9 protein-coding genes and 2 pseudogenes are annotated in these 18,797 nt (G+C 72.7%); all 11 read right to left on the reverse strand.

The window, feature by feature from the left end; all coding sequences use genetic code 11:
• Positions 1 to 2,694 (reverse strand): type I polyketide synthase (locus A5713_RS01760; protein ID WP_197516270.1); only part of this gene is annotated, 2,694 nt, incomplete at its 3' end.
• A gap of 7 nt (positions 2,695 to 2,701) precedes the next feature.
• Positions 2,702 to 9,074: pseudogene (locus A5713_RS01765) on the reverse strand (SDR family NAD(P)-dependent oxidoreductase).
• A gap of 72 nt (positions 9,075 to 9,146) precedes the next feature.
• Complete coding sequence (locus A5713_RS01770; RefSeq protein WP_067917044.1) at positions 9,147 to 10,208, reverse strand: type III polyketide synthase; 1,062 nt, start codon at positions 10,206 to 10,208, stop codon at positions 9,147 to 9,149.
• 103 nt (positions 10,209 to 10,311) lie between these two features.
• The gene (gene argH / locus A5713_RS01775) at positions 10,312 to 11,733 is read right to left on the reverse strand and encodes an argininosuccinate lyase (RefSeq protein WP_068091915.1); all 1,422 of its coding nucleotides are present in this window, start codon (positions 11,731 to 11,733) and stop codon (positions 10,312 to 10,314) included.
• A gap of 82 nt (positions 11,734 to 11,815) precedes the next feature.
• A complete protein-coding gene (locus tag A5713_RS01780) occupies positions 11,816 to 13,015 on the reverse strand; it encodes an argininosuccinate synthase (RefSeq protein WP_068059828.1) in 1,200 nt (399 codons plus the stop codon).
• 12 nt (positions 13,016 to 13,027) lie between these two features.
• On the reverse strand, positions 13,028 to 13,528 hold the full coding sequence (locus tag A5713_RS01785; protein WP_067917051.1) for an arginine repressor: 501 nt from the start codon (positions 13,526 to 13,528) through the stop codon (positions 13,028 to 13,030).
• A complete protein-coding gene (argF, locus tag A5713_RS01790) occupies positions 13,525 to 14,451 on the reverse strand; it encodes an ornithine carbamoyltransferase (RefSeq protein ID WP_068091922.1) in 927 nt (308 codons plus the stop codon). Before argF ends, A5713_RS01785 begins: the two co-directional genes overlap by 4 nt.
• Positions 14,448 to 15,614 carry an acetylornithine transaminase gene (locus tag A5713_RS01795; protein ID WP_068091996.1) on the reverse strand — a complete coding sequence of 389 codons (1,167 nt, stop codon included), beginning with the start codon at positions 15,612 to 15,614 and terminating at the stop codon, positions 14,448 to 14,450. The genes argF and A5713_RS01795 overlap by 4 nt, the downstream gene beginning before the upstream one ends.
• Positions 15,615 to 15,628: 14 nt before the next feature.
• A complete protein-coding gene (gene argB, locus A5713_RS01800) occupies positions 15,629 to 16,516 on the reverse strand; it encodes an acetylglutamate kinase (RefSeq protein WP_068091924.1) in 888 nt (295 codons plus the stop codon).
• The gene (argJ, locus tag A5713_RS01805; RefSeq protein ID WP_068091931.1) at positions 16,513 to 17,724 is read right to left on the reverse strand and encodes a bifunctional glutamate N-acetyltransferase/amino-acid acetyltransferase ArgJ; all 1,212 of its coding nucleotides are present in this window, start codon (positions 17,722 to 17,724) and stop codon (positions 16,513 to 16,515) included. The genes argB and argJ overlap by 4 nt, the downstream gene beginning before the upstream one ends.
• Positions 17,721 to 18,780 (reverse strand): annotated as a pseudogene (argC, locus tag A5713_RS01810) (N-acetyl-gamma-glutamyl-phosphate reductase). The gene argJ and the pseudogene argC overlap by 4 nt, the downstream one beginning before the upstream one ends.
• Between the last annotated feature and the right edge of the window lie 17 nt (positions 18,781 to 18,797).

Consider the following 18,797-nt stretch of genomic DNA (forward strand, 5'->3'; position numbering starts at 1 on the left):
CCCTGTTGGGCGCGGTGGTGGAGCGGCCCGATTCGGGCGGCCGGGCCGGCTCTCGACCGCGGCCCAGTCGACGTCGGCGCCGGAGGCGAACAGCTGCCCGGCCGCCAGCAGCAGCGAGTCGACTTCGGGGCGGTCCTTGGGCATCGAAACCACCGACACGGCCGGCTCGGCCGCCAGCGACTGCTCCACCGCGGCCGTCAACGCCGCGCCCGGACCCACCTCCAGGAACGCGCCGCCGCCCAGCGATTCGGCGCACCGCACCCCGTCGACGAACCGCACCGGACGGCGCACGTGCTCGACCCAGTAGTCGGCGGACCCGTATCCGGGCCCGGCCAGTCGCCCGGTCACGTTGGATACCAACTCGATTCGCGGCGCGCTGGGCGACACCGCGGCCACCACCGCGGAGAACTCCTCGATCATGGGCTCCATCAGCGACGAGTGGAACGCGTGCGAGACCGCCAGCTGCCGCACCCGCCTCCCGCACTCGGCCAGCCGGTCCGCCACGGCCGTCACGGCGGCCCGGTCACCGGACAGCACCACCGCGTCCGGGCCGTTGACCGCCGCGATGCTCACGCCGCCGTTCAGCAGCGGCGCGACGTCGGCCTCGGCGGCGGTCACCGCCACCATCACCCCGCCGTCCGGCAGCGCGGCCATCAGCCGGCCGCGGGCGGTCACCACCCGCGCCGCGTCCTGCAGCGACAACACCCCGGCCACGCAGGCCGCCGCGATCTCCCCCACCGAGTGGCCGATCACCACGTCGGGCGTCACGCCCCACGACCGCCACAGCGCCGCCAGGGCGACCTCGAGCACGAACAGCGCCGGCTGGGCGAATTCCGTGCTCTGCAACAACTCCGGGTCACCGCCCCACATCACGTCGCGCAGCGGCAGCCGGGCGTGGGCGTCCACCGCCGCCACGGCTTCGTCGAACGCCTCGGCGAACACCGGGGAGCGCCGGTGCAGGTCCCGCCCCATCCCGAGCCGCTGCGAGCCCTGACCGGGAAACACGAACACCCGCTTACCGGCCGCGCGCGTGCGCCCGACCGCCACCCCCCGGCCCGGCTCCCCCGACGCCACGCCCGCGAGCCCCGCCAGCAGGGTGTCGCGGTCGCCGCCGACCAGCACCGCGCGGTGGTCCAGGGCCGCCCGGGTGGTGGCCAGCGACCAGCCCACGTCCATCGGGTGCAGGTCCGGCTCGGCGTCCAGGTGGGCCGACAGCCGCGCGGCCTGTGCCGCCAGCGCGTCGGGCGAGCGGGCCGAGATCACCCACGCCACCACCGTGTCCGGCCGGTCACCCCGCGCCGCAACGGCTTCGGAGTCCGCGGGGGGTTGCTCGACGAGCACGTGGGCGTTGGTCCCGCTGATCCCGAACGACGACACCCCCGCCAGGCGGCGCCCGTCGCGGGCCGGCCACGGCCGTGGCTCGGTCAACAGCGACACCGCGCCCGACTGCCAATCCACATGCGGCGACGGCACATCCACGTGCAGCGTCTTGGGCATCACCCCGTGGCGCATGGCCTGCACCATCTTGATCACCCCGGCCACCCCCGCCGCGGCCGAGGTGTGACCGATGTTGGACTTGATCGACCCCAACCACAGCGGCCGGTCCGCCGGCCGGTCCTGCCCGTAGGTGGCCAGGAGGGCCTGGGCCTCGATCGGGTCACCCAACACCGTTCCCGTGCCGTGGCCTTCGACCACGTCGACGTCCGCGGCGGTCAGCCCGGCGTTGGCCAGCGCGGTCCGGATCACCCGCTGCTGCGACGGCCCGTTGGGCGCGGTCAGACCGTTGGAGGCGCCGTCCTGGTTCACCGCCGAACCCGCCAGCACCGCGAGCACCGGATGCCCCATCCGCCGCGCGTCGGCCAGCCGCTCGAGCACCAGGACGCCCGCGCCCTCCGACCACGACGTCCCGTCCGCGGCGCCGGCGTACACCTTGCACCGGCCGTCCGGCGCCAGCGCCCGCTGGCGGCTGAACTCGACGAACGCGGCGGGCGTGGCCATCACCGTGACACCGCCGGCCAGCGCCAGGTCGCACTCCCCGGAGCGCAGCGACTGCGCGGCCAGATGCATCGCCACCAACGACGACGAACACGCCGTGTCGATCGACATCGCGGGGCCTTCCAGCCCCAACACATAGGACACCCGCCCCGACGCCACGCTCAGGGTCGAACCGGTCAGCCCGTAGCCCTCCAGCTCGCCCTTCACCTCGCCGCCGTAACCGGCATGGATGACGCCGGCGAACACGCCGGTCGCCGAGCCCCGCAACCCCAGCGGGTCAATCCCGGCCCGCTCCAACGCCTCCCACGAGATCTCGAGCATCAACCGCTGCTGGGGATCCATCGCCAGCGCCTCGCTGGGCCCTACACCGAAGAACCCGGCGTCGAAGTCCGCCGCGTCGCGCAGGAAGCTGCCCTGCCGGGTGTACATCTTGCCCGCCGCGTCGGGATCCGGGTCGTACAGCCCCTCGACGTCCCAGCCCCGATCCGCCGGGAAGTCCGACACCGTGTCGCGGCCCTCATTGACCAACTGCCACAGGGCTTCCGGCGAATCCACCCCGCCCGCGTAGCGGCACGCCATGCCGACCACCGCGATCGGTTCGGACAGCCGGCCCTCCAGCTCCGAGACGCGTCGCCGCGCCCGCCTGAGATCGGCCGTCAGTCGCTTGAGGTAGTCGACGTGCTGCGAGGTGTCCGGCATCGTGGTCTCAGCGGCCGAGTTCTTCATCGAGGATGGCAAAGAGTTGGCTTTCGGTGGCGGCATCGAGGTCGGCGTCCAGGCCTTCGGGGTCGGGGTGATCGTCGGGGTCCAGGGTGGCGAGCAGGTTGTGCAGCCGGGCCCGCAGCGCCGATTTGGCGCCCGCGTCCCAACTGGGCTGGGCCAGCAGGGCCTGCAGTTCGCGGGTGATGTCGGTGAAGCGGTCCATCAGGTCCGGCTGGTCGCTCGGGCCGGCGGACAGCTGACCGTCGAGGTGCTCCGCCAGCACCGACGGCGTGGGATAGTCGAAGATCAGCGTGGGTGAAAGCGTAAGCCCCGTGGCGGTTTTCAGCCGGTTGCGCAGCTCGACGGCGGTGAGCGAATCGAAGCCAAGATCCTGGAACGCGCGGCCCGCGTTGATGTCGGCGGGATTCGGCAGCCCCAGCACCGTAGCCGCGTTGCCGCGGACCAGGTCGACCAGCTCACGCTGTCGCGCCTCGGGGGCCAAGCCGTGCAGGCGCGCCGCGAGCCCGGTCATCAGGGCGGTCGTGTCGACGTCGTCGATGACGCGGCGGGTGGTGCGGGCGGCCAGCTCGCTCAACAGCGGGGGCAGCGCGGCGGCGTTGTCGGACAGGGCGACCCGATCCAGGCGGGCGGCCATCAGCACCGGAGCCTCGACCAGCATCGCGGCGTCGAACGACTCCAGCGCCTGCTCGGTGGACAGTGGCGCGATCCCGAGCCTGCTCATCCTGGCCTTGTCGCGTTCGCCGAGATGGGCCGTCATCGCCGACGCCTCCTCCCAGAGGCCCCAGGCCAGCGACAGGCCCGGGAGCCCGTGCGCGCGCCGGTACGCGACCAGCCCGTCGAGGAAGCTGTTGGCGGCGGCGTAGTTGGCCTGGCCGGGAGTGCCCACGATTCCGGCCATCGACGAAAACACCACGAACGCCGACAGATCCTGTTCGCGCGTCAGCTCGTGCAGGTGCCAGGCGCCGTCGACCTTGGCCCGCAACACGGCATCCACCCGATCCGGGGTCAGGGACAAGACCAGCCCGTCGTCGAGGATGCCGGCCGCGTGCACCACAGCGCGCAGCGGATATTCGTCCGGTATCTGCGCCAGCATCGCCGCGACCGCGTCGCGGTCGGCGACATCGCAGGCCACCACCGTCACCCGGGCGCCGGCCTCCTGCAGGCGATCCACCAGCTCCGCGACCCCCGGGGCCCCGGCGCCGGCGCGGCTGGCCAGCACCACGTGGGCCACGCGATACCGGTCGACGAGGTGGCGGGCCAGCCGAGCCGGCCATGCCGGTGCCGCCGGTGATCACCACGCTGCCGCCGGCGAGCCCGCCACACCCACTGAGCACCGCGCCGGGCCCGGACGGGACGGTGAGTGCGACCTTGCCGACGTGCCGGGCCTGGCTGACGAACCGGTAGGCCGCCGAGGCGCAGCGGACGTCGAAGGTCTTGAGCGGCAACGGTTTCACGGCGCCGTCGTGAAGCAGTTGCACGATCCGGGCCAGCATCGCGGCGGTGCGGTCTTCGCCGGCCTCCATCAGGTCGAAGGCGCGATACCGCGCGCCCCCGTACCGTTCGGCGACTTCGTGCGGATCGCGGACGTCGGTCTTGCCCATCTCGATGAAGCGCCCGCCGGGGGCCAGCAGCCGCAGCGACGCGTCGGTGAACTCGCCCGCCAGGGAATTGAGCACCACATCGACACCGGCCCCGCCGGTGGCGGCCGAGAACTTCTGCTCGAACTCCAGCGTCCGCGAGTCGCCGATGTGGTCGTCGTCGAATCCCATGGCGCGCAGGGTGTCCCACTTGCCGCGGCTCGCGGTGGCGAACACCTCCGCACCCCAGTGCCGCGCCAGCTGGACCGCGGCCATCCCCACCCCGCCGGTGGCGGTGTGCACCAGCACCCGCTCGCCGGCACGCAGGCCCGCCAGCTCCGACAGCCCGTAGAGCGCGGTGAGAAAGACCACCGGCACACCCGCCGCCGTCACCAGCGACCAACCCTCCGGCACCCGGGTCACCACCCGCTGATCGACCACGGCTTCGGACCCGACCACCCCGAGCAGCCCCATGACCGCGTCACCGACGGCGAGCCCGGTCACACCGGGACCCACCTCGACCACCACGCCCGAGCCCTCGGCCCCCAGCCGGCCACCGCCCGGATACATGCCCAGGGCGACCAGCACGTCCCGGAAGTTCACCCCGACCGCGGCCACCGCCACCCGGACCTGGCCGGCGTCCAATTCCACCGGCGGGCAAGGGCTCACCACCAGGTCCTCCAGCGTGCCGCCGGCGCCGGCGTCCAGCCGCCAGCCCCCGGGCGGCAGCCGCAGAACCGATCCCCTGCGCGCCGGCCGCATCCGGGCCGCGTACGCCACGCCGTCGCGGACCGCCAATTGCGGCTCGCCGCAGCCGATCACCGCCCGCGCGTCGAGCGATCCGTCCGAGTCGATCAACACCACCCGGCCCGGGTGCTCGGCCTGCGCCGAGCGCACCAACCCCCACACCGCCGCGCCGGCCAGGTCCGTGACGTCCTCACCGGGGAGCGCCACCGCGCCGCGGGTCTGCACGGCCACCACCGGTGACCCGGCCTCGCCCAACCACGATTGCAGCGCGCCCAGCGCCTCGGTGGTGGCCGCGTGCACCGAGCGCACCACGTCGCCGCCGTGCGCGCCCGGCCCCCACACGGTGACGTCCCGGTCGAAGCCGTTGCCGCTCAAGGCGACCGGCGACCACGCCACCTCGAACAAGCCCTCGGCAGGCGCCGCCGCGAGCGAAAGCTGCTCGGCCGAAACCGGACGCATCGCCAGCGAGCGCACCGACAACACCGGCAGCCCGGAGCCGTCGGCCAGTTCCACCGACACCGCCCCGGCACCGGAGGGTGTTATCCGGACCCGCGCCCGCGCTGCGCCCGCCGCGTGCAACAACACCCCCTGCCAGGAGAACGGCAACACGGTCTGGCCCTGCCCGGCGGCCACGCCGATCGCGTGCAGCGCCGCGTCCAGCAACACCGGGTGCATGCCGAAGCCACCGTCCGTCGCACCGGCGTCGTCCGGCAACGCGACGTCGGCGAAGATCTCGTCGCCCCGCCGCCACATCGCCCGCAGGCCGCGGAATGCCCGGCCATACTCGTAGCCCCGCTCCGCCAGCCGCGCGTAGGCGTCGCCCACCTCCACCGGCGTCGCCCCCACCGGCGGCCACACCGACATGTCCGCGGCCGGCGCCACCGCCGCCGCGCCCAACAGGCCCTGGGCGTGCAGCACCCACTCCGACTGCGCGCCGGCCGCATACACCGACACCTCGCGACGCCCCGACTCGGCCGCCGCGCCGACCACCACCTGCACCTGGACACCGTCCGCGGCCGGCAACACCAGCGGGGCCGACAACGTCAACTCCTCCAGGACACCGCAGCCGACCTCGTCGCCGGCGCGGATCGCCAGCTCCACAAACCCCGCGCCGGGGAACAACACCGTGCCGCCCACCGCATGGTCGGCCAGCCACGGCTGGGCGGCCGTCGACAGCCGGCCCGTGAGCACCACGCCGCCGGAGTCGGGCCGCGCCAGCACCGCGCCCAGCAGCGCGTGCCGCGCGCCGGCCAGCCCCAGCGTTGCCACGTCACCCGATCCCGTCGCTCCGCCCGGCAGCCAAAACCGTTGCCGCACAAACCCATAAGTCGGCAACTCCACGCGCCGCCCACCCAGGCCGGCCATGCCGGCCCGCCAGTCCACCGGCACGCCGGCCACGTGGGCCTGACCCGCCGAAAGCCAAAACCGTTGCAGCGAACCGTCGTCGCGACCCAGGGAGGGGACCACCAACGCGTCGCGGCCGCAATCGGCCAGCGTCTCCTCCACGGCGGCGAGCAGCACGGGGTGCGGGCTGCATTCCACGAACACGCCGTACCCGGAGCCGCAGGCGTTGCGCACCGCCCGCTCGAACTGGACCGTCTGCCGGATGCTGCGGAACCAGTAGTCGGCGTCCAGCCCCGCGGTGTCCAGCGGTTCACCGGTCACGGTGGAGAACAGCGTGACCGAGGACGAGCGCGGCTCGATCCCGGCCAGCGCCTCGGCCAGCGCCGCGCTGATGGCGTCGACGTGCCGGGAGTGGGAGGCATAGTCGACGTCGATCCGGCGGGCCCGCACGTCGCCGCCCTCGCAACGCCGCGTCAACTCGTCGAGCGCCGCCACCTCACCGGACACCACCACCGCCGAAACACCGTTGACGGCAGCCACATTCAATCGATCGCCGAACCCGGCGATCAACTCTTCGGCCCGGGCCACCCCGCAGGCCAGCGACACCATGCCGCCCGCGCCCGCCAACCCCACCAACAGCCGGCTGCGCAGCGCGACCACCCGGGCGGCGTCCTCCAGCGACAGCGCCCCCGCCACATACGCCGCCGCGATCTCGCCCTGCGAGTGGCCGATCACCGCGTCGGGGACCACCCGCAGCGATCGCCACAACTCCGCCAGCGACACCATCACCGCCCACAGGGCCGGCTGCACCACGTCCACCCGGTCCAGTCCGGGCGCCCCGGGCGCCCCGCGGATGACGTCGACCAACGACCAGTCCACGTGTTCGGCGAGCGCCTTCTCGCAGCGCTGCAGGTGTTCGGCGAAAACCGGTGAGCTGTCGAGCAATTCGGATCCCATGCCGACCCATTGCGAGCCCTGACCGGGAAACACGAACACCGTCTTGCCGACCGGCTGCGCCCGGCCCACCACCGCACCCGCCCCCGGCGCGCCGGCGGCGAGATCAGCCAGGTCGGCCAGCCCCGCCAGCAGGCGCTCACGGTCCCCGACCAGCACGGCGCGGTGCTCGAACAGCGACCGCGTCGACACCAGCGACCAGGCCACGTCGACCGCCCGCACACCCGGGTCGTCGTGCACCCGCGCCAGCAACCGGGACGCCTGGTTGGCCAGCGCGTCGGCCGACCGGGCCGACAGCACCCACGGCGCGGGCGCGTCATCGCCGGCCGGCGCGGGACTTTCGGGCTCCAGCGGTGGTTGCTCGACGATGACGTGCGCATTGGTGCCGCTGATCCCGAACGACGACACCCCGGCGCGGCGCGGCCGGTCCTGCGCGGGCCACTCCCGCGCCTCGGTCAGCAGCGACACCGCGCCGGCCGACCAATCCACGTGCGGCGTGGGCACATCCACGTGCAACGTCTTGGGCATCAGCCCGTGCCGGACCGCCTGCACCATCTTGATCACCCCGCCGGCGCCCGCCGCCGCCGAAGTGTGGCCCATGTTGGACTTGATCGACCCCAGCCACAGCGGACGGTCGGCCGGCCGGTCCTGGCCGTAGGTGGCCAAGACCGCCTGCGCCTCGATCGGATCCCCGAGGGTGGTGCCCGTCCCGTGCCCCTCCACCAGGTCCACGTCCGCGGCGCGCAGGCGCGCGTCGGCCAGCGCGGCCCGGATCACCCGCTGCTGCGAGGGCCCGTTGGGCGTCGCCAGCCCGTTGGAGGCGCCGTCCTGATTGACCGCCGACCCGCGCAGCAGCGCAAGCACCTGATGCCCGTGCCGGCGCGCGTCGGACACCCGTTCCAGCACCAGCACGCCGACGCCCTCGGAGAAGCCGGTGCCGTCGGCGGCGCCGGCGTACGCCTTGCAACGCCCGTCGGCCGCCAGCGCCCGCTGCCGACTGAACTCGATGAACATCGCCGGGGTGGCCATCACCGTCACGCCGCCGGCCAGCGCCAGGTCGCATTCGCCGGCGCGCAGCGACCGCGCCGCCAGGTGCAGCGCCACCAGCGACGACGAACAGGCCGTGTCCACCGAGATGGCCGGGCCCTCCAGGCCCAGCGAGTAGGCCACCCGGCCCGACGCCACGCTCAGCGTGGATCCGCGCAACCCGTAGCGCTCCAGGTGTCCCGGCACCCGGCCCTGGCCGCCGTAGGAGCCGTGGAAGATCCCGGCGAACACGCCCGTCGCCGAACCGCGCAGCTCGGCGGGGTCGATCCCGGCCCGCTCCAACGCCTCCCAGGACACCTCGAGCAGCAGGCGCTGCTGCGGGTCCATGGCCAGCGCCTCGCTGGGCGCGATGCCGAAGAAGGCGGCGTCGAAGTCGGCGACGTCGGCCAAAAAGCCCCCGCACCGGGCGTAGGACTTTCCCACCGCGTCGGGGTCGGGATCGAAAAGGCCGGCCAGGTTCCAGCCGCGGTCCGCCGGGAATTCCGAGACCACGTCGCGGCCCTCGACCACCATCTGCCACAGGGCCTCCGGCGAATCCACGCCCCCCGGATACCGGCAGCCCATGCCGACCACCGCCACGGGTTCGGTTGCCGCGGCGAGGTATTCGCGGGCCTCGCGCTTCAGCCGCTCGTTGTCCTTCAGCGCCGCGCGGAGCGCCCTGACCAGCTCGTCGGAGTCGCCGGTCATGAAACGCGGCCCGGGCAAGGAAATGTCATCACGAGGTTTCTCCGAAGGCAGACAAAAGCAACGCCTTGGGTGTCAGTGCCAGCGCAGCAGGACGAGCTCGGAACAGAATCCCGGACCCATCGCGATCATCAGGCCGGGGCTGCCGCTGGGTGGCGGCTTGGCCCGGGTATCTCGCAGCACGTGCAACACCGACGCCGACGAGAGGTTGCCGATCTCGCCCAGCGAACGCCAGGTCAGCTCGAGGGCGTCCGGCGGCAGGCCCAGGCTCGCGTTGATCGCGTCGATGATCTTCGGGCCGCCGGGATGGCTGACCCAGGCGCCGATGTCGGTGGTCGTCAGCCCGTGCTCCCCGAGGAAGCCGGTGACGTCCCGCTCGATGTGCTCCTCGACCACTTGGGCCAGGTCCTTGGCCAGCACCAGCTCGAAGCCGGCCGCGCCGACGTCGTAGCCCATGGTGCGCAGCGAATCGGGGTACAGGGTGCTGCGCGAGTCCAGGATCGCGGGCCCGCCGGCGGCCATCCGTTCGGCGCGGCGCTCGCCGACGGCCACCACCGCGCCCGCCCCGTCGGCGAACAGCGCGCTGCCGACCAGGCCGGGCAGCGACGGCTTGTAGCCGGGATAGGTGAGCGAGCACAGCTCGACCGAGATCAGTGCCGCGGCGGCGTCCGGCGCTCCGCGCAGGTAGTCGTTCAGCCGGGCCACGCCCGCGGCCCCGGCCACGCAGCCCAGGCCGAACAGCGGCACCCGGCGGACGTCGTCGCGCAGCCCCAGCCGCCCGGCGATCCGGGCGTCCAGGGAGGGCACCGCGAGGCCGGTGACCGTCGTCGTGATCAGCACGTCCAGGTCCTGCGGCCGCAGCCCCGCCTCGTCGAGCGCGCCCGAGAGCGCCTCGCAGCCCAGGTCGACGGCGTTGTCGATGAATATCCGGTTCGCCACGCCGAAGTCGGTCAGCGTGGGGTACCGCTCCAGCGGCAGCACCAGGTGGCGGCTGTTGACCTTGGCGCTGGCGTGCAACTGCCGGACGATGTCCTCGTAGCCCTCGAAGTCCGGGATGCCGACGAAGAAGTCGGTGAGCTCTCGCTGGGAGTAGCGATACGGCGGCAAGGCACCGGACACGCCCGCGACGACGCTCATTGGTCCCACCCCTTGATGACGAGGATCCGGCATGACAGGTTCAGCCGCATCGCTTCAGCCGGAATTCTAGTCGGATTGGAATTGACCGGAGCGTAAATGGACGTCATGATTCGCGGCCGCCGAGCCGCGCGCCGAGCTCCTCGCTGCGGGCCAAGACGGCTTCGAGCTGCTCGGCGACCCGGGCGGGCGCGGTGCCGCCCCGCCGATCGCGCGACGACACCGAGCCCTCGACCGTCAAGATCTCCCGCACCTGGGGCGTCAGCTCGGGGCTGATGGCGGCCAACTCGTCGTCGGTGAGCTCGTCGAGTCCGACGGCGCGCCCCTCGGCCGCGCGCACCGCGGCCCCGGCAGCCTCGTGCGCGGCCCGGAACGGCACCCCGCGGCGCACCAGCCATTCGGCGATGTCGGTGGCCAGCGTGTAGCCGGCCGGGGCCAGGGCCGCCATCCGCTCGACGTCGAACGTCAGGCTGGCCACCAGGCCGGCCATCGCCGGCAGCACCAGCTCCAGCTGGGCGACCGAGTCGAACACCGGCTCCTTGTCCTCCTGCAGGTCGCGGTTGTAGGCCAGCGGCTGGGCCTTCAGCGTCGCCAGCAGCCCGGCCAGGTTGCCGATCAACCGCCCGGACTTGCCACGGGCCAGCTCGGCGATGTCCGGGTTCTTCTTCTGCGGCATGATCGAGCTGCCGGTGGACCACGAATCGTGCAGCCTGACGTAGCCGAACTCCGTCGAGCTCCACAGGATGATGTCCTCGGCCAGCCGCGAGACGTCCACGGCGATCATCGCGAAGACGAACGCGGCCTCGGCGGCGAAATCCCGGGCGGCGGTCGCGTCGATGGAGTTGTCCGCGGCGGTGCTGAATCCCAGCTTGGCGGCGATCGCGTCCGGGTCCAGCCCCAGCGACGAGCCGGCGAGCGCCCCCGAGCCGTACGGGGACACGTCCGCGCGCCGGTCGAAGTCGACGATGCGGTCGACGTCGCGCAGCAGCGGGTGCGCGTGCGCGAGCAGGTGGTGGGCCAGCAGGACCGGCTGGGCGGACTGCAGGTGCGTCTTGCCCGGCATGATCGCCGTCGGGTGCGCGGCGGCCTGGGCGGCCAGCGCGGCCACCACCTGCAGCGCCCCGTCGGCGACCCGGCGCACCGCGTCGCGCAGCCACATCCGGAACAGGGTGGCCACCTGGTCGTTGCGCGACCGCCCGGCCCGCAGCCGGCCGCCCAGGTCGGGGCCGACCCGGTCGATCAGCCCGCGCTCCAGCGCTGCGTGCACGTCCTCGTCGGTCACCAGCGGCGCGAAGCTGCCGTCGGCCACGTCCTCGGCGAGGCTGTCCAGCCCGGCCAGCAGCCCGTCGCGCTGCTCGGCGGTGAGCAGCCCGGCGTGGAACAGGATCACGGTGTGGGCCCGCGAGGCGACGATGTCGTAGGGGGCCAGCACCCAGTCGAAATGGGTGGACTTACTGAGCGCCGCCAGCGCGTCCGACGGGCCGTCGGCGAACCGCCCGCCCCACAGCGACCCCTCGCGCGTGCTCACGCTTCGGCCCTCGCCCCCGCGCGAGCGACCGCGTTTGTACGCACAATGCGGCGTGTCGTCGTGCAGACACGGTCGCTCGCGGTCATGTGGCCAGGTCCCGGCGGGACGCGATCTTGGACGACAGCCCGTGCACGTAGACGAAGCCCTTGGCGGCCGACTGGTCGAAGCTGTCGCCCTCGTCGTAGGTGGCCAGGTTGAAGTCGTAGAGCGACTGCGCGCTGCGCCGGCCGTTGACCGCGATGTGCCCGCCGTGCAACACCATTCGGATCTCGCCCGTGACGTGCTCCTGGGTCTTGGCGACGAACGCCTCCAGCGCGGTCTTCAGCGGGGAGTACCAGAGCCCGTCGTAGACCAGTTCGGCCCAGCGCTGGTCGGTGTGCCGCTTGAAGCGGCCCAGCTCGCGCTCCAGCGTGACGTGTTCGAGTTCGGTGTGGGCGGTGATGAGCACCATCGCCCCGGGGGCCTCGTAGATCTCGCGGCTCTTGATGCCCACCAGCCGGTCCTCGACCACGTCCAGGCGGCCGACGCCCTGGCTGCCGGCGCGGCGGTTGAGTTCCTCGATGGCGGCCAGCACCGACACCGGTTTGCCGTCGATGGACACCGGGACGCCGCGCTCGAACCCGACGATCACCTCGTCGGGGGTGTTCCAGTTGATGGTGGGGTCTTCGGTGTAGGCGTAGATGTCCTTGGTGGGCGCATTCCAAAGATGTTCCAGGAAGCCGGTTTCCACCGCGCGTCCCCACACGTTCTGGTCGATGGAGAACGGCGAGCGCTTGGTGACGTTGATCGGGATGGCGTTCTCTTCGGCGAATGCGATCGCTTTCTCCCGCGTCCACGCGTAGTCGCGGACCGGGGCCAGCACCTCCAAATCCGGTGCCAGCGAAGCGAATCCGACCTCGAACCGGACCTGGTCGTTGCCCTTGCCGGTGCAGCCGTGCGCGACGGTGGTGCCGCCGTGCTCGCGGGCCGCCGCCACCAGGTGCTTGGCGATCAGCGGCCGGCTGATCGCCGACACCAACGGGTAGCGGTCCATGTAGAGCGCGTTGCTCAAAATGGTGGGCAGGCAGTAGCCCTCGGCGAACTCGTCGCGGGCGTCGACGACGACGGCTTCCACCGCGCCGCAGTCCAGGGCCCGCTGGCGGACGACCTCCATGTCCTCGCCGCCCTGGCCGAGGTCGATCGCGACCGCCACCACCTCGCGGCCGGTTTCCTTGCCGATCCAGCTGATCGCGACCGACGTGTCCAGTCCGCCGGAATACGCCAGGATGACGCGATCTGACATGAACCAATCTCCTTAGGTTGTGGTGAGAGTTTCGAGGGTGCGGGCCAGCTCCGCGCCGGTCATCGGCTCGCGGGCGGCCACGAAGACGGTGTCGTCGCCGGCGATGGTGCCGACGACGTACGGCAACGCCGCGCGGTCGATCGCGCTGGCCAAGTAGTTGGCGCCGCCGGGCGGGGTGCGCAGCACGGCGAGGTTGGCGCTGGCGTCGGCGGAGACCAAGAGCTCACTGAGCAGCCGGGACAGCCGCGCGGTGCCGCCGGAGACGCCGCGCACCGGGCTCCCGTCCTCGGGGACGATGTAGACGCCGACGCCGCCGTCGGCGCCACGCAGCTTCACCGCGCCCAGCTCTTCGAGGTCGCGCGACAGGGTGGCCTGGGTGACCTCGATGCCCTCGTCCGCCAGCCGGGCGGCGAGCTCGCTTTGGCTGCTGATCGACGCCGACGACAGGATCGCCACGATGCGGTCCTGGCGGCCGGCCCGGGTGATCTCGGGGGTGGTTTTCGAGCGGGTCATCGGGACCGCTCCAGCAGCCACACCAGCAGCGCCTTCTGGGCGTGTAGCCGGTTCTCGGCCTCGTCCCACACGACGCTGGCCGGCCCGTCCATCACCTCGTCGGTGATCTCGTCGTTGCGGTGGGCCGGAAGGCAGTGCAGCACAATGGCTTCCGGATCGGCCAGGCCGAGCAGCCGCTGGTTGACCTGAAAGGGCCGGAACGGTGTGCGGCGGTCCAGCCCGTCGTCCTCCTGCCCCATCGACGTCCAGGTGTCGGTCACCAGGACGTCGGCCCCGGTCGCCGCCGCGTCCGGATCGGCGGTCAGGGCGACCGAGCCGCCGGTGGTCTCGGCCCGCGCACGGGCCGCCGCCACGTACGCGCGCGCGGGGGCGAAGCCGTCGGGCGCGGCGACGGTGACGTGCATGCCGGCGGTCACCCCACCGAGCAGTAGCGAGTGGGCCATGTTGTTGGCGCCGTCGCCGAGGTAGGACATACGCAGTCCCGCAAGCGATCCCTTGCGCTCGGAGATCGTCTGCAGGTCGGCGAGCACCTGGCAGGGATGGAACTCGTCGGAGAGCGCGTTCACCACGGGCACCGCGGCGGCCTCGGCCATCGCCTCGAGCCGGTCCTGGGCGAAGGTCCGCCACACGATGGCCTCGACGTAGCGGGACAGCACCCGCGCGGTGTCGCCCAGCGTCTCGTCGCGGCCCAGCTGGGTGCTGCGCGCGTCGACGACGACGGCGTGCCCGCCGAGCTGGGCGATGCCCACCTCGAAGGAGAACCGGGTGCGGGTGGAGTTCTTGTCGAAGAGCACCGCGACGCCGCGCGGGCCCTCCAGCGGCCGGGCGCTGAACGGGTCCTTCTTGAGTTCGGCGGCGAGCTGCAGCACCTCGGCCTGCTCGGAGGGCGACAGGTCGTCGTCGCGCAGGAAATGGCGCGTCATGCCGCGGCCCTGTCCAGAATGGCCGGCAACGCCTCGACGAAGGTCTCGAGCTGGGCCTCGGTGACGATCAGCGGCGGGGCCAGCCGGACGATGTCCGGCGCGGCGGCGTTGACCAGGAATCCGGCGTCGCGCGCGGCGTTTTCGGCGTCCTTGGCGCGCGGCGCGGTCAGCACCATGCCCTGCAGCAGCCCGCGGCCGCGCACGTGGTCGATCAGCGGGTGGTTCAGCGACTCGATGCCGTGGCGCAGCGACTTGCCCAGCACCTCGGCGTGCCGGACCAGGTCCTCGCCCGCGATCACCCGCAGCACCGCCCGCGCGGCCGCGGCGCAGATCGGGTTGCCGCCGAAGGTGCTGCCGTGCAGGCCGGGGGTCATCAGCTCGGCGGCCGGCCCGACGGCCAGGCAGGCGCCGATGGGCAGCCCGCCGCCGAGGCCCTTGGCCATGGTCACGACGTCGGGGGTGACGCCGTCGTGCTGGTGGGCGAAAAACGCTCCGGTGCGGCCCATTCCGGTCTGCACCTCGTCGAGCACCAGCAGGGCACCGTGCCGCGCGGTGATGTCGCGCGCGGCGGTCAGATAGCCCCCGGGCGGGACGACGACGCCGCCCTCGCCCATGATCGGTTCGAGGAACACCGCGGCGGTGGCGTCGTCGACGGCGGCGGCCAGCGCGTCGGCGTCGCCGTAGGGCACGTGGGTGACGAAGCCGGGCAGCGGCTCGAACGGCGCCTGCTTGCTCGGCTGGCCGGTCAGCGCCAGCGAGCCCATCGTGCGGCCGTGGAAACCGCCTTGCGCGGCAACCAGTTTCGTGCGCCCGGTCAGCCGCGACAGCTTGAACGCGACCTCGTTGGCCTCGGTTCCGGAGTTGCAGAAGAACACCCGCGCGGGCGCGTCCGCACCGAGCAGGGCGACCAGCTCTTCGGCCAGCGCGATGCCCGGCTCGCTGGCATAGAGGTTGGAGGTGTGGCCCAGCGTCGTCATCTGGTGCGTGACGGCCTCGATGACGGCGGGGTGGCGGTGGCCCAGGACGTTGACGGCGATGCCGCCGAGCAGGTCGAGGTACGTGTTGCCATCCACGTCGGTGACCACGGCGCCGTCGCCGGCGGCCAGGGCCAGCGGCGGGGTGCCGTAGTTGTTCATCATCACGGCTTGCCAGCGGTGCTGCATCAGATCCCCTTTGGTCACGCGCTCACCACCTTGGTCCCGGTGCCCGCGTCGGTGAAAAGCTCCACCAGCACGCAGTGTTCGACCCGGCCGTCGATGATGTGCGCGCTGGGCACACCCGCGGTGACCACCCGCAGGCACGCCTCGACCTTGGGAATCATGCCCGCCTCCAGCGTGGGTAGCAGTTGGGACAGTGTCGCGGTGTCGATCTCGCTGACCAGCGAATCCCGGTCCGGCCAGCTGGTGTAGAGGCCCTCGACATCGGTGAGCATCAGCAGCTTTTCGGCCTGCAGGGCCTCGGCGAGCGCCGCCGCGGCGGTGTCGGCGTTGATGTTGTGCACCACGCCCTCGGCGTCCGGCGCGAGCGTCGACACCACCGGAATGCGGCCCGCCGCAATCAGATCCAGCACCGCGGCGGTGTTGACCCGCTCGACGTCCCCGACCAGGCCGATGTCGGTGGCCACGCCGTCCACGGTGACGCTGCGCCGCACGGCGGTGAACAGCTGCGCGTCCTCGCCGGTGATGCCGACGGCGTAGGGCCCGTGCGCGTTGATCAGGTTGACCAGTTCGCGACCCACCTGCCCGAACAACACCATCCGCGCCACGTCGAGCACCTCCGGTGTGGTGACCCGGAAGCCGCCCTTGAAGTCGCCCTCGATGCCCAGGCGCCGCAGCATGGCGGTGATCTGCGGGCCGCCGCCGTGCACGACGACGGGGTGGATGCCGCAGTTGCGCAGGAAGGCCATGTCGGCGGCGAACGCGTGCCGCAGCGTGTCGTCGGTCATGGCGTTGCCGCCGTACTTGATGACGATGACCTTGCCGTACAGCTGCTTGAGCCAGGGCAGCGCCTCGGCCAGCACCTGCGCCTTGACCGCGGTGGACAGCTCTTGAGTGTTGACTGTCATGAGCTGTACGCCGAGTTCTCTTCGACGTACGCGTGCGACAGGTCGGTGGTGCGGACGGCGGCGGAGGCGTCGCCCACACGCAGGTCGACCGTGATGTCGATGTCGGCGCCGGACAGGTCCACCTCGCGGGCGCCGGGCGCTCCGACGCCGTCGACGCACACGGCAAAGCCGTTGAACGACACCCGGATCCGGTCCGGGTCGAGGGTGACCGGCGCCATGCCGACCGCCGCCAGCACCCGGCCCCAGTTGGGGTCGGACCCGAACACCGCGGTCTTGACCAGGCTGTCGCGGGCGATCACCCGCGCGGCGGTCAGCGCGTCGTCCTCGGAGGCGGCCCCGGTCACGGTCACGGTCACGCGCTTGGTGACGCCCTCGGCGTCGGCCTGCAGCTGCGCGCACAGGTCGTCGCAGACCGCCAGCACGGCGTCGTCGAGTTCGGCCTGGGACGGGGTGATCTCGCTGGCGCCCGACGCCAGCAGCAGCACGGTGTCGTTCGTCGAACAGCTGCCGTCGATGTCGAGGCGGTCGAAGGTGCGGGCGGTGGCGCGGCGCAGCGCGGTGTCGAGCGCGGCGGCGTCGACGGCCGCGTCGGTGGTGAGCACGCAGAGCATGGTGGCCAGCGAGGGCGCCAGCATGCCCGCCCCCTTGGCCATCCCGCCGACCGTCCAGTTGCCCGGGTGGTGCAGCGCAACCTGTTTGGGCACCGTGTCGGTGGTCATGATGGCGCGCGCGGCCTCGTCTCCTCCGCTCAGCCCGCCGGCCATGTCCTGCACGACCGCCCGGACCCCGGCGAGCACCTTGTCCATCGGCAACCGGTCCCCGATCAGCCCGGTGGAACACACCGCGACCTCGATGGCCCCCGTCTCGGTCCCCCAGTCCGACAACGCGGCCGCGAGGGCCTCCGCGGTGGCGTGGGCGTCCTGGAAGCCGCCGGGACCGGTGCAGGCGTTGGCGCCGCCGGAGTTGAGGATCACCGCACGCAACGCGCCGGTGGTCAGCACCCGCTGGGTCCACAGCACGGGCGCGGCCTTGACCTTGTTGCGGGTGAACACGCCGGCGGCCGCATAGTCGGGTCCCTCGTTGAAGACCAGGGCCAGGTCGCGGTTGCCGGACGCCTTGATGCCGGCGGCGATGCCGGCGGCCCGGAACCCGGCGGGCGCGGTGACGCCCTGTTCGCGCACCAGGCGCGCCTCGGCAAGGTGGGTCACGGCGCGACCCCGACCACCGAAAGGCCTTCGGTCTCCGGCCAACCCAGCGCGAGATTCATGGATTGCACGGCGGCGCCACCGGTGCCCTTCACCAGGTTGTCGATGGCGGCGATGGCCACGAACGCACTTGCGGCCTCGTCCACCGCGACGGCGAGGTGGGCGGCGTTGCTGCCGATCACCGAACCGGTGCGGGGCAGCTGGCCCTCGGGCAGCAGGTGCACGAAAGGCTCCCCGTCATAGGCCTTCTCGTACGCGGCCCGTAGCTGCGACAGCGGCGCGCGGGTGCGGGCGGTGCAGGTGGCCAGGATGCCGCGCGACGTCGGGATCAGCACCGGCGTGAACGACACCGTGACGTCGCGGTCGGTGACGGCGCGCAGACCCTGGGCGATCTCGGGCGTGTGCCGGTGGGCGCCCGCGATGTTGTAGGCCCGCGCGGACCCGATCACCTCGGAACCCAGCAGGTCGGTCTTGGCGGCCCGGCCCGCGCCCGAGGTGCCGCTGACGGCGACCACCGTGACGGCCGGCTCGATCAGGTCCTCGGCCACCGCCGGCAGCAACGCCAGCAGCGCCGCGGTCGGGTAGCAGCCCGGCACCGCGACGCGGCGCGCGCCGCGCAGCCGCTCCCGCGCGCCGGGCAGCTCCGGCAGCCCGTACGGCCAGCTGCCGGCGTGCGGGGAGCCGTAGAACCGCTCCCAGGCGCCCGCATCGGTCAGCCGGAAGTCGGCGCCGCAGTCGACGATCAGCGCGTCGGGGCCGAGTTGTTCGGCCAGCGCCGCCGAATGCCCGTGCGGCAGGGCCAGGAACACCACGTCGTGCCCGGCCAGCGCGGCGAGGTCGGTCGGCTCGACCACGCGCTGCGCCAGCGGCGTCAGGTGCGGATGGTGCTCGCCGAGCGTGCTGCCGGCGCTGGAAGCGGCGGTCAGCGACCCGATGGCGAGGCGGCCGTCGGCGTAGGCCGGATGCCCGAGCAACAGGCGCAGGATCTCCCCGCCCGCATAGCCGCTGGCCCCCGCAACCGCCACCCTCAATACGTCGGCCATTCCGCCGATTCTGCATGGTTATGCATTGCTTTG

The organism is Mycobacterium sp. E2497 (genome assembly GCF_001668695.1).
Taxonomy (GTDB): domain Bacteria; phylum Actinomycetota; class Actinomycetes; order Mycobacteriales; family Mycobacteriaceae; genus Mycobacterium.